This is a genomic window from Polaribacter sp. HL-MS24, assembly GCF_032758595.1.
In the GTDB taxonomy this organism is placed as follows: Bacteria; Bacteroidota; Bacteroidia; order Flavobacteriales; family Flavobacteriaceae; genus Polaribacter.
The window spans coordinates 857,681-871,064 of record NZ_CP136415.1 but is presented as its reverse complement, the minus strand read 5'-3'; the positions used below and the strand labels follow the sequence as shown (position 1 = coordinate 871,064).

The 13,384-nt window shown below is 35.4% G+C and carries 5 protein-coding genes, 3 tRNA genes and 2 pseudogenes; 3 read left to right on the top strand and 7 right to left on the bottom strand.

Annotated features, from left to right (window positions below; all coding sequences use genetic code 11):
* Positions 1 to 111: 111 nt before the first annotated feature.
* From RRF69_RS04075 to RRF69_RS04055, 5 genes and pseudogenes are all read right to left on the bottom strand, one after another.
* Positions 112 to 2,517, bottom strand: coding sequence for a helix-turn-helix domain-containing protein (locus RRF69_RS04075; protein WP_316940680.1), 2,406 nt, complete (start codon positions 2,515 to 2,517; stop codon positions 112 to 114).
* Between the two features lie 72 nt (positions 2,518 to 2,589).
* Positions 2,590 to 4,775: pseudogene (locus RRF69_RS04070) on the bottom strand (B12-binding domain-containing radical SAM protein).
* Between the two features lie 52 nt (positions 4,776 to 4,827).
* On the bottom strand, positions 4,828 to 5,781 hold the full coding sequence (locus tag RRF69_RS04065; protein ID WP_316940679.1) for a tRNA-dihydrouridine synthase family protein: 954 nt from the start codon (positions 5,779 to 5,781) through the stop codon (positions 4,828 to 4,830).
* Between the two features lie 159 nt (positions 5,782 to 5,940).
* A complete protein-coding gene (gene odhB / locus RRF69_RS04060) occupies positions 5,941 to 7,149 on the bottom strand; it encodes a 2-oxoglutarate dehydrogenase complex dihydrolipoyllysine-residue succinyltransferase (protein WP_316940678.1) in 1,209 nt (402 codons plus the stop codon).
* Positions 7,150 to 7,282: 133 nt separating this feature from the next.
* Positions 7,283 to 10,034: pseudogene (locus tag RRF69_RS04055) on the bottom strand (2-oxoglutarate dehydrogenase E1 component).
* Between the two features lie 182 nt (positions 10,035 to 10,216).
* On the opposite strand from RRF69_RS04055, the gene RRF69_RS04050 reads away from it, so the two are divergent.
* The 3 genes from RRF69_RS04050 to RRF69_RS04040 all read left to right on the top strand — a co-directional run bounded on the left by RRF69_RS04050 (position 10,217) and on the right by RRF69_RS04040 (position 10,497).
* Positions 10,217 to 10,290: transfer RNA gene (locus RRF69_RS04050), tRNA-Asn, on the top strand.
* A 32-nt stretch (positions 10,291 to 10,322) separates the two neighbouring features.
* Positions 10,323 to 10,394, top strand: a tRNA-Gly gene (locus tag RRF69_RS04045).
* A gap of 17 nt (positions 10,395 to 10,411) precedes the next feature.
* A tRNA-Leu gene (locus tag RRF69_RS04040) sits at positions 10,412 to 10,497 on the top strand.
* 88 nt (positions 10,498 to 10,585) lie between these two features.
* On the opposite strand, the gene RRF69_RS04035 is transcribed toward RRF69_RS04040, so the two are convergent.
* Positions 10,586 to 11,965, bottom strand: a complete 1,380-nt coding sequence (locus RRF69_RS04035) for a kelch repeat-containing protein (protein ID WP_316940677.1) — start codon at positions 11,963 to 11,965, stop codon at positions 10,586 to 10,588.
* 712 nt (positions 11,966 to 12,677) lie between these two features.
* Positions 12,678 to 13,379, bottom strand: a complete 702-nt coding sequence (locus RRF69_RS04030; protein ID WP_316940676.1) for a LytTR family DNA-binding domain-containing protein — start codon at positions 13,377 to 13,379, stop codon at positions 12,678 to 12,680.
* Between the last annotated feature and the right edge of the window lie 5 nt (positions 13,380 to 13,384).

Sequence of the window (13,384 nt, the reverse complement as noted above, 5' to 3'; positions counted from 1 at the left end):
TTAAAAAATAAAATTGAATTGAGTTTCTTGTAAAAGAATAAAGTGAAGAGTACCTCATGTTTGGTATTCAGTTTTTGGAAGACAGAATAGGGGGGATTTAGAGATGGAAACTTAATTTTCCATAGATAACAAAACCATTCGTAACTCCATAAAAGTAAATTTTTTTGATACTTTTTCTTTGAGTTCGGTGAGGTTTTTAAAGTCTGTTTCTTCAATCGCTTTCAGAAGCTCTTTATACTTTTTTACAGGAATCAATTCTAAAACATCTACATCACCAGATGGAATATAACTTGCTAAATGACTTTCGATAGTCCCAGTCGTAAGGCTTCGCTCTTTGGCAATTTCTTTTATAGAGAGCCCAGATCGGAACAATTCAAAAGTAACCTGTTTGGTTGGTTTCTTATATTCTTTTTTCTGTTGGTTGAATTGATCAATCCTGTTTTCTAGACAGTATTGTTCAATTACTTCTAAGATTTCTGAACCATATTTAGTGACTCGAATTTTCCCCATTCCAGGAATTTTTAAAAGCTCTTTTTCATTTCTTGGCAACGCATCACATAAGGCATATAAGGTTTCTTGAGTGAAAATTTGAAAATGCGGAATCTGATGATTTTTTGAGATTTCATCTCTTAGTTCTCGTAATTTGATTGTTAAAATCGGATCTCGCTTGGAGGCTATTGTCTTCTTTTTAGTAGGCTCACTTTTTTGCAAAACTGCTTTGGCGCGAATTTGCAAAAAGTTCTGAACGTTGAAACCGTCCGACATTTTTTCAAGTGAAAATAGTTTCTCTTTTAACTTTTCTTGTAAGGAGTCATATTGTTTGCTAAAATCTTTTTTGACTGCTTTATTATCAGTAGCAATCGCTATTGCATCCAGTGGTTTCTGAATATTGTTTCGGGTTTGTGTCAAAAAATATGAAATAGCCTTTGAAAACCGCTCTTGTACGGTGCTGCTATTTTCTGGGAGAACAGCATCTTCTGAAAGATTTACCAATTGATGTTTAAATCCAGCGGAAACCTTCATCAAAGCAACAATCCCTTCATCTTTTATCGTGTGTAGATGCTCAATAACTTCCCCTTTGATACTGGTTTGATTTTTATAGAAAATATCAATTAAACGAGTGATAGGGTATAAGAATGATTGATAATCCAACAATTCTGAAATGAGATTCAATTGAAATTCTTTTTCAGAAGCTATTAAAATTTCTTCATTTGGGGTATTTTCTTCTACCTCTTGATTGAACAGACTCACCGTTTGATCATTGATGATTGCGCTACTAGTGATAGGGGTTTTTAAAACCAATCCTTCTAGGGAAGTGCATCGACTCAAAGCCACATAGGTTTGCCCGTGTGCAAAGGAAGCTTCGGCATCGATCACCGCTCTCTCGAAGGTCAATCCCTGACTTTTATGTATTGTAATTGCCCAAGCCAATCGCAGAGGAATCTGTTTGAAAGAACCAATAAGATCTTCTTTGATCTCTTTGGTTTCTTCATTGATGGAATAATTGATATTGTCCCATACTTCTTTTTCAGTAACAATTTCATCAATTTCATTGGCACATTGTACCGTAACTGACTCTCTTGATATATCGGTAATAATTCCGATTTTTCCGTTGTAATATCTTTTCTCTGGAGAAGAATCATTTTTAATAAACATGACCTGAGCACCGATTTTAAGTTCTAGTTTTTCTGAATTTGGGAATGCATTCTCATTGAATTTTCCTGAAATTTCTGCTTGATAATAAGTGCTTTTATTGTTGAGTTTGTTCAGCTCAGAATCGTTGATTAAATCGGCTCTTCTATTATGAGTGGTCAAGGTGATATAACCTTCATCTTTGCTTGGTGAAAAATTAGGGTTGAAACGTTTATTTAAAATTTGTGTTGATTTCTCGGACAAATTATCATTTCGAATCTCATTTAAGATTGTGATAAAATCTTCATTCTTTTGTCGATAAATGTGCTTCAATTCAATAGACACTACATTGGCTTCTTGATAGGCTTTTGAACTGAAAAAATAAACCGTATTGTAGTGCTGTTGCAGTAAGCTCCATTCATTGGGCCTTACTACGGGAGCCAATTGTTGTAGGTCCCCAATCATTAACACTTGAGCACCTCCAAACACTTTATTTCGGTTTTTGTAACGGCGCATCACTTGGTCAATTCCATCCAGCAAATCTGCTCGAACCATACTGATTTCGTCAATAATGATTAAATCTAAGGATTTGATAATGTCAATTTTTGTTTTTGAAAATTTACGCTGTTCGTTGGACGTATTTGCAATCTGATTGGGTAGAATCGGACCAAAAGGCATCTGAAAAAAAGAATGAATGGTTACTCCTTTTGCATTGATTGCTGCGACACCTGTAGGTGCTACGATGACCATTCTTTTTAGGGATTCTTTTTTAATTTGGTGTAAAAAAGTAGTTTTTCCTGTACCTGCTTTTCCAGTGATAAATAGATTTCGATCTGTTTTATCAATAAATTGTAGGGCAAGCTCTAATTCAGGATTCTTTGGCATTTGTGCTTTTTTTTAGCAAGATAAAAAATTGGTTCCTAAAATTTGAATGTATTTTGTTTTTTTCGAGAACAATTAGACAGCCAACAAACCAAAATCATTGAGTGTTTGTATTGGTTTTGAAAACCAGAACAATTCAAAATCTTCAAAATGAATTTCAAAATCGTTTTTTAATTCTAAAAAAGTGGGTAATTTTTTTTGTGAAGGTTTTAATTCCTCTAGGATTTTTAAAAACCATTCCCCTTTGTCTTTGTCTACTTTGATTTGAATTGTTTCCGTTTTGTCGTGAAAGGTCATTTGAAGAAACGTGTTTTGAAAACCTTTTTTATTTTTTGAAAATTCGCGAACCAGAGGAGACCCACCTAGCCAGACAATTTTAGCTGTTGGTTTTAGGCTTAGCTGACTGTTTTCGGTCAGGCAGTCTTCAATATAAAAGGGGGTGATTGTACTTTGTGGAATTGTAAAATCAAACCATTCTTGTAAGTCCATATCAAAACCAACATTGTGCATATAGTTGAAGAGAGATTTTTTTAATCCTTCACTAAATAGCTGATGATTAATTCCTGTGTGATCAATAAAATCAACATCATTATTCGCAAATGTAATGTCTTTGTAAGTAGGTGTAATGCCATATTCAGAAGGGTTTAAACCCACTGGACTATGTGCAGTGAGGGCAAATTGATGCCAAAATCCAGATTGAATGATGCCAAGTTCAAAAAGTTGTCTTACCATTTCCAAACTATCTATCGTTTCTTGAATAGTTTGTGAAGGATATCCGTACATTAAATACGAATGCACCATGATATTTGCTTCTGTAAAATTGCGAGTAACCTGTGCTACTTGTGAAACCGTAACTCCTTTGTCTATCAATTTCAATAAACGATCTGAAGCGACTTCCAAACCTCCAGAAACGGCAATACATCCCGATGCTTTTAGGAGCAAACAAAGATCTTTGGTAAAGTTTTTTTCGAAACGAATATTCGTCCACCATGTAACGGTTAACTTTCTTTTTAGAATTTCCAAAGCCAAGGCTTTCATTAGGGCAGGAGGTGCAGCTTCATCGACGAAATGAAATCCATTTTCTTTAGTTTGTAAAATCATTTCTTCCATCCTGTCTACAATAAGTGCAGCAGCTACGGGTTCATAAAGTTTAATATAATCTAAAGAGATATCGCAAAAGGTGCATTTTCCCCAATAACAGCCATGAGCCATAGTTAGTTTGTTCCAGCGGCCATCACTCCACAAACTGTGCATCGGATTGGCGATCTCGATCACAGAAATATAGGCATCCAATGTTAAATTGCTGTAGTCTGGTGTGCCAACTTCTGCTTGTTTGTAGTCTGGTTTTGTGGTTGTATTTTTATAAGAGATTTTCCCATTTTCTAAAAGAAAGGTTCTTTTAAATTCTGTTGAATCTGGGTTTTGAACTTTTGCGTGTAAGAGTTCTATAGGTAGTTCCCCGTCGTCGAGGGTTATGAAATCGAAAAACTCAAATACACGAATATCCGAAATAGAACGTAACTCTGTATTAGGGAATCCACCACCCATCGCTATTTTTAGTTTGGGGTAGTTTGCTTTAATATATTGAGCACAGCGAAAGGCGCTGTATAAATTCCTGGAAATGGGACAGAAAAACATACCAACTTTGGGGCTGTTTTTTTTAAAGCATCTTCAAGAATTTGAAGCGTGATATCATCGATAAAACTTTGCTCTTGTTGCAAGCTGAGATACAACTCATCAAAACGATTTGCACTTCTTCCTAGGCGTTCTGCATAGCGACTGAAACCAAAATTCTCATCGATACATTCCACAATAAAATCAGATAAATCTTCAAGATATAAGGTAGAAAGATGTTTCGCTTTGTCCTGCATTCCCATTTCGCCAAAAGCCCATTCTAAATCGTCTAACTGTTCAAAACGAGAAGCTCTTGGTAAAAAATTGTGCGTACAAATTTGTCTCGCTAAAGTGTGGTTTTTGCCTTGTAAAAAGAGAATGACATCATCCAATGTTTGTAAATAGGCCTCTTTTAGCGCATAAATTCGCTGTGAATTTTCTGAAACAATACTGTCATTATTAAATGCAATTTCAAAAAGTGTTTCAAAGGTTTTCTTCTTGAATAGTGCCTGAATTACTTCAATGCCCAAATCAATTTGAAATGCAGAGATCTCTTTTGTGTTTAAAAAACCTTTTAAATAGGCAATTGCTGGATAAGGTGTATTTAATTGGGTAAAAGGAGGAGTTATGAGTAAAAGGTCTTTCAAGATGTTGTTTTAAATGATAAAAAAGGAGAACTTAATTTCCTGTTTGTACTTTTTATGTGGACTGTGCTTTTTTAAAAATTGAAGCGACTGCTTGTTGATATTTTGCTGGATTCCCTGCTTTTTTAATGGTTTTGTAGGTTTTTTGTGGATTTGAAAAGGATTGTGAAAAGTATTCCCAAAAGCCTAACATTTTCATTTTTATTGGAGTTGGTCCCGATAAATAGTCATCATATTCTTTGTAGATCGTATCATGAAATTCAGCAAAAATTTCCCACCTATTTTTGGGATAGGTGGTTGAATTATTTTTGATCAAGCTCGGTAAAAAGGGATCTGCGATTAAGCCACGACCTATCATAAAATGATCGATACTTGGAAAGCGCTCTTGAATATTATTAAAAGCCTTTACAGAGGTGATGTCACCATTGTAATACAGTTTGTGCTGGGTGCTCTTCATGCAACGATCAAAGGCTTCTAAGTTGACAGGACCTTTGTACAGTTGCTTTCCAATTCGAGCATGAATGGCAATGTTCTTGAGAGGATATGCATCTAAAATCGGAAATGCGTCTAATATTTCTTCTGCATTTTCATAACCCATTCGCATTTTCATTGAAACTAAGATGTCGGTTTCATTATGTGCTCTGTGTAAGATTTCGTCAATTCTTGACGGATTGCAAATCAATCCAGATCCCATTCCTGATTTGGTGACCATCGGATAGGGGCAGCCTAAATTCCAATTCAACTCTTTATAGCCCAAACTTTGTACATATTTGGCAACAAATAAAAACTCTTCGGCATCGTTGGTAATTACTTGCGGAATTACTTCTAAGCTCGCATTGTTTTCGGGCAACAAATCGTTTTGATAGGATTGCTTTATTTTCAACTTCCCGTTCAAGCGGATATAGGGTGCATAAAAGGTATCGATACCGCCAAAATAGTGATGAAATGCATTTCGGAATCTGAAATCGGTAAAACCTTGCAAAGGGGAGGACAGTAAAGTTGGAGCCATTTTATGATTTAGTTAAGCAAAGATAGTGGTTTTGAAAACGATTTTGGAGTACGATTTTAGGTTGGTTTCCCTATTTTAACGAAAAAAATCCTGAGTATTTTACTCAGGATTTTTAATGGGGATATTTTCAAACTTCCTCACGTTCCGTTTGAAGCAAGTTTACATTTCCAATGCTTTTGTAGGATTGTTGTCCATTAACAATTCAACAGGGTTTTCAAGGGCTTCTTTCACCGCAACTAAGAATCCAACAGATTCTCTACCGTCAATAATTCTGTGATCGTATGACAGAGCCACATACATTATCGGTTGAATTACAACTTCACCATTTACTGCCATTGGTCTGTTTACAATATTGTGCATTCCTAAGATTCCACTTTGAGGTGGATTGACAATTGGTGTCGATAACATCGATCCAAAAACTCCTCCATTGGTAATGGTAAAGGTTCCACCGGTCATCTCATCAATGGTAATTTGACCGTCTCTTGCACGGATGGCCAAACGTTTTACTTCTGATTCCACTCCTCTAAAAGAAAGGTCTTCCGCATTTCTAATTACAGGAACCATTAGACCTTTAGGCCCAGAAACTGCAATTGAAATATCTTGAAAATCGTGTTTTACCTGAAAGTCTCCATCTATCATTGAATTGACATCAGGATACATTTTTAAGGCTCTTACCACAGCTAAGGTAAAGAAAGACATAAAGCCCAATCCAACACCGTGTTTTGCTTTAAAGGTTTCTTTGTATTGGGTGCGTAAATCAAAAATTGGCTGCATGTTTACCTCGTTAAAGGTTGTTAACATCGCAGTTTCACTTTTTACGGCAACCAAGCGTTCTGCTACTTTTCTACGTAGCATTGACATTTTTTTGCGTTCGGTGCTACGAGATCCATTTGCGGGTTGAGTTCCCATAGAAGGAACTGCTTTTATCGCATCCTCTTTGGTAATTCTTCCATCTTTCCCAGTCCCTTTAACATCGCTTGTATCGATGCCCTTTTCGGCCAATACTTTCTTTGCCGCAGGCGAAGCAGTTCCTGTAGCATAGCTTACTGTTTTTGGCGCTTCTGGTTCTACTATTTTTTCAATTGCAACTGGTGTTTCTGTTACTATAGGAGCATCACCGGTTGGTTTGGCTGCGCTGGTATCGATCAAACAAACGACTTCACCGACAGCAACTGCATCTCCCTCTTCAGCTTTTAAAGTGATAATTCCACTTTCTTCAGCAGGTAACTCTAAGGTCGCTTTGTCAGAATCTACTTCTGCAATGGGTTGATCTTTTTCAACATAATCTCCATCTTCAACTAACCAAGCTGCAATTTCAACTTCTGTAATTGATTCCCCTGGAGAAGGAACTTTCATTTCTAAAATCATCAGTTCTTAATTTAATTTCGCTGTAAAACAGCATTTAATTTTTTTATTTTCAAATCCTTTTCAGACTGTGTTCAGTACTTTTTTGTTTTTGATAGTTGACTCAAAAAAGAAAATAGTGAAAAAATCGATTTACCTATTCTGTTCTGAAAACACTATCGATTACTTCTTTATGACGTTTTTTAAATCGTGTACTAGAACCCGCTGCTGGTACTGCATAATATTTACGTGAGCGAACGGTCAATTGAACTAGGTCAAATCGCTCTAATAGATAACTCCAAGCCCCCATATTACGTGGTTCTTCTTGCGCCCAAACATATTCTTTTACGTTAGGATATCGATCGATTGCTTTTTGTAATTTTTCCAAATGCAATGGGAATAGTTGTTCTATTCGAACCAATGCAATATCTTCTCTTCCTAGAATTTCGCGTTCTTCTAATAAATCATAATAGAATTTACCCATACAAAAGACCAATTTGGTTACTTTTGAAGGATTGATTGTATCGTCAATAACTTCTTCGAATTCACCAGTTGCTAAATCTTTAATTGAATTGACAGCTTTAGGATGACGTAATAAACTCTTAGGTGTAAAGACAATCAACGGTTTTCTATAATCGCGTTTCATTTGTCTTCGCAACAAATGATAAAAATTTGCAGGAGTTGTACAATTCGCCAAGGTCATATTGTCAATTGCACACAATTGTAAATACCGTTCAATTCGTGCAGATGAATGTTCCGAACCTTGTCCTTCATATCCGTGAGGAAGTAAGACTACAATTCCATTTTGTAATTTCCATTTGTCTTCCGCTGCAGAAATATATTGATCAAACATGATTTGAGCTCCATTCGAGAAGTCTCCAAATTGGGCCTCCCAGATGGTCAATGTGTTTGGGTTTGCCATGGCATATCCATAGTCAAAGCCCAAAACTCCGTATTCAGATAATAACGAGTTGTAAATCGTCATTTCCCCAGTACTATTTGGGTTTTTATTGAGTAAGTTGATTCGCTCTTCTGTGATTTCATCACGAATAATTGCATGTCGATGCGAGAAGGTTCCTCTTTCAACATCCTGTCCTGAAATACGCACATTGAAGCCTTCTTCTAGTAAACTTCCGTAGGCAAGATTTTCTGCCATTCCCCAATCAAGTTCATTCGTTTCGAAAGCCATTTTAGCTCTTCCCTGTAAAATACGTTCTGCTTTTCTGACAAACTGAACATTTTCGGGCACTGTAGAAACTACTTTTGCGATGTTTTTTAATTTGTCTACGGCATAGGTTGTGTCAACCATTTGCAACATCGCATCCAATCGTCTACGCACATAACCTGTCCATAAGAGAAGGCATGAATTCGTTTAATTTTGAGGTGCTGTCTTCTTTGGATTTATCGAATTCTAAAGAAAGCATCTCTTTAAATTCAGTGGTAATTTCGTCCAAATAGGTATTGCTAATTGCCCCTTCTTGTAACAATCGAGCAGCATAAATATCCTTTGGATTCTGATGCTGAGCAATAGCTTTGTATAATTTTGGTTGTGTAAAACGAGGTTCGTCACCTTCGTTATGCCCGTATTTTCGGTATCCCAATAAATCGATAAAAATATCGGTCTTAAATTTCATTCGAAACTCTAATGCCATTTCCATCGCATGACAAACTGCTTCTGCATCGTCTGCATTTACGTGTAAAACAGGCGATAGAGTTACTTTAGCAACGTCTGTACAATAAGTACTTGAACGTGCATCTAAATAATTTGTAGTAAAACCCACTTGGTTGTTGACAACGATGTGAATGGTTCCTCCTGTTTTATATCCGTTCAATTTAGACATTTGTGTAATTTCATAAGCAATTCCTTGCCCTGCAATTGCAGCATCTCCATGAATTATAATAGGGACTATTTTACTGTTATCTCCGTTGTATTTTCTGTCAATTTTAGCTCGGGTAATCCCTTCTGCTACAGCCGCTACTGTTTCTAGATGTGATGGATTTGGAACTAAGTTCATCTTCATTTCCTTTCCATCTCTGTACGTTTTGCTGAGTGTTATTCCTAAGTGATACTTGACATCTCCATCGATATTTTGGTCTTCAAAATCCTTTCCTTCAAATTCACTGAACAATTCACGAACTGGTTTTTTAAAAATGTTAACCAAAGTGTTTAAACGGCCCCTGTGTGCCATTCCGATTACACATTCTTCAACACCATATTTTTCAGAGGCGTCTCTAAGGATAACACTAATTCCAGGAATAAGAGTTTCTCCACCTTCTAACGAAAATCGTTTCTGACCTACATATTTGGTTTGTAAAAAATTTTCAAAAGTAACTGCCTGATTTAATTTTGTTAAGATGTATTTTTTAGCGTCGACAGAGTAATTAGGATGATTATCGTTTATTGTCATACGATTTTGCCACCACTTCAGTTTCTCTGGATTTCGCATGTACATATATTCCACACCAATAGATTCGCAATAAATCCTTTTCAAGTGTTTTATAATTTCCGAAAGTGTCGTTTTCCCAATTCCTAAAACCTCTCCAGCAGAGAAGGTTTTGTTCAAATCGTCTTGAGACAATCCAAAATTTTCAATTGCTAAGGTAGGTTCGTATTTTCTACGCTCTCTTACGGGGTTAGTTTTTGTAAACAAGTGCCCACGAGTTCGATAGCCATTGATGAGGTCTACCACAAAAAATTCTTTTCTAACTTTTTCTGGAATGTCTGCTGAAACCGTAGAATCCTGGTTTATTTCATCATCTGTAAGAGAATAGTTCTCGTTGGCCAAATCATAGCCTTGAAAAAAACTTCTCCAACTAGGTTCAACTGCGTCGGGATTTTGTAAGTATTGGTCATATAAATCGGCTATAAAGCCAGTATGTGCTGCGTTTAAGAACGAAAATTTGTCCATATAATAGTTTGTGCCTTTTTTGTAAGCATATTCTGGCTGTAAAAATACAATTTTTGTAATAAATAGAATTATTTTTAGTGCTTATCTAGCATGAAAAAAAAATATTATTTTAATGCAAAATATTTGGTGATACTCTAAAAAGATATATATTTGCACTCGCTAATCACAAATGTGAAGCAAACTCCTCCTTAGCTCAGTTGGTTAGAGCATCTGACTGTTAATCAGAGGGTCCTTGGTTCGAGCCCAAGAGGAGGAGCAAAAAGTTCTTTAATAAGACTAACAATGACTGCGAAAGTAGCTCAGGGGTAGAGCATCACCTTGCCAAGGTGGGGGTCGCGGGTTCAAATCCCGTCTTTCGCTCTATTTAGCAGTACCATGCTGAAGTGGTGGAATTGGTAGACACGCTGGACTTAAAATCCAGTGGTCAGTAATGGCCGTGCGGGTTCAAGTCCCGCCTTCAGTACAAAACCGTAACATTCATTTGTTACGGTTTTTTTATGCCTATTTTTTTTGTAAAGTCGTTTTTTGAATCTTCTTTTAAGCTTGTAAATTTAACGAAGGAAGACCTCAATGTTGAGGCGAATTTCTTTGATTCTACGATCCGATTGGTTTTGACGAGTCTCAAAAACAGCTTCTTTATCAATAGATAAAATTAGAGAAAGTTCTTTTTGAAGTTCTTTTATTAAAATTTCTCTTCTTTTCTTAATAGCCCCATAGCTTTCATTTGGATCTATCGTAATTGCTTTATTCAACTCGACAAGTGGTAGAAATTCATATGGATTTTCCATTAAAATTTTCAAGAGTTCTTTTTTAGGCTTTGTCAGTTGTTTTAGGACTCTACCGTTATAGATAAAGGTGTTGGACCCCGACTTGTACACAAGCTTGTTTTTGTATGCCGTTTTTTTATAATTATTTTGAAGTACCCAAACCACAACAAAGGCGGATAGAACAAGGATGACTAATAGTAATTGCGTAGTTAACTTATAAGTTGCAAAAAAGGATCCTTTTTGGACAAGATCTCCCTTAAAAGAATTGTATGGTTCTGTTATTGCTATTAGTTTTCTGTTTGCTTTTACATATACATAGCTAACCTGATCTGTTTTGGAATGGTAAACAATTGCTTTGATATTTTTGAAATTTTTTTGACGGTACATGGCAACTTGATCTTTCTGAATGTCAATCTCGAAAACATCTTCTTTAATTAGAACCAATGCGTTTTCACGTTCAAAAACAAATGCCTCGCCAATTTTATCCAGTGTAACATATTGATCCATTCCATGATTTCCAGATTTTTTCCAAATCTTTTGAGCGATATCAAATTCCCAAACGGTATTGTCTAGAAAGGTTTTTTCATTTACAGCGCTAAAGTTTTTGCTGTATCCTCCAAAGAGGTAGACTTTGTCTTCTATTTGTACATGTATTTTTGAAGATTGTGCTGGAGGTAGTGTTTCTTCAAGGCCTTGTTCTGCTTCAGTCCATTCTCCGCCCTTAAAATCATATCTGGTGAGTATTTGTTTATAGGAAAAGATGCCGTATCCGCCCCAAAGATACATCTCGTCTTCTTTCTGAAAAGGAATTCCTCCAAACTGATTTTGATGCCTAAATGACTTATCAATGCGAGTGAATTTTCCGTCTTCGTATTGAACAACAGGGCCATTTCCTGCATCGACGAGGTAGGTGTTCCCTTTGACTTTGTATTGATTGAAATTGAAAAATTCAGTATCCAATTCTTTTGGGAAGGCAGTTCTTATTTTTTTTGTAAAATGAAAACCAGTTGCTAAAGTGCTATCGTTATACATTAGAACGGGCTTTCCATTTTTTGCGTCTTCAAATAGTAAAAAATTAGATTCAATTTCAAAATCGGTTTGAGCAGCCAATTGTAAAGAGAAGAAAAGCACAAATAAGAGCAGTTTTTGGGGAGTTTTATTCAAAGCTTTAATATTTTGTTAACTCCCTAAAGGTATGGATTTGTTTTGAAATGTACCTAATTTTTATAATTAAAAAACCGATACAAACGTACTTTTTAAAATATAGGCGAAACTCTATTTTCGTCTATTTATGTCCTTGTAGGGGTTGGGTTTCAGTTTTTAGGTTCGCTATTTTTTTTAAAATGGAGAGATTCTAAAGGGGTTCGTTATTATGTAGAATTTCAAATTAATTTACCAAATTTGATTCTCATTTTAAAGTAGAGAGCAATATTTAATGATTGTCGATTTTATAGAAATTCTCAAAAATCGGTAGTTAAAGGAAATTAGAAGAATCTTCACAAAACTGTGGTAAGCATATTATGAAGAAGGAAGATAGAAATCGTAACACCCCATAGCAGTGGGGTGGGTTTCTTAACTTTGTTAAAACAAACTTCAATAGTCACTCAATACAGTATTAAGTATTGTATGTCATGTAAAAGTTTAGCAAATACTAAAAAAAACAAAGAGAAGAACTGTAGAAACAGTCCTTCTCTTAAAAAACAATTAATAAATTCCCCAACTTACAATTGAACTAATTATACTAAATAAATTAAAGTTATTAATTTACCGTTTAACCATGTTCAAATGTAGAGATAATGCCAGTCTCAATTTAAACTTTTCGATGAAAGAGTATTTTGTGTCGACAAACTGGCGTTTAATGTCGATGAAGAGGAGTTTATAGTAAGTTAATTCGCTTCATCAATTCTTTTTTACTACCGCGACTCATTGGAATTACATTCTTTTTGATCAAAATACTATTGTCTTCAATGTCTTCAATCTCTGAAATATTGATAATGAACGAACGATGTATTTTAAGAAATGTGCTAGGAGGTAGTTTTTCAAGAATTTTTTTGAGTGTGGAGTGAACAATATAGGTCTTTTCTGAAGTTTTAATATTGATATAATCTCCGTTTGCCTCGACTAAATATATTTTTGAAATGTCAATTTTAATCAACCTTCGATCTAAGCTAACATATAAATAATCTGAATGATCTAGGGGGGTACTCAGGTTATGCGTATTTGGAATTTCTTTTATAGTAGCTTTTTCAATGGCTTTACTGAATCGTTCTTTTGAGATGGGTTTTACCAAATAATCGATGATACAATGATATTCAAAAGCTTTCAATGCAAAATTTCTATCCGTAGTTGTTAGAATTATTTTAGGAGGTGTTTTTAGGGTTTGAATAAAATCAAAACCCGAAAATGAGGGCATATAGATGTCTAAAAAAATGATGTCTATAGTAGTGTTGTTCAGGTATTTTATTGCTTCAATAGCGTCGGAAAACTCCTCAAGAACTTGTATGTTTGGATACCCCACACATAATTGTTTTACAATCAAGCGGGATATTTCATCATCGTCAATAATGATACATTTCATTGTTT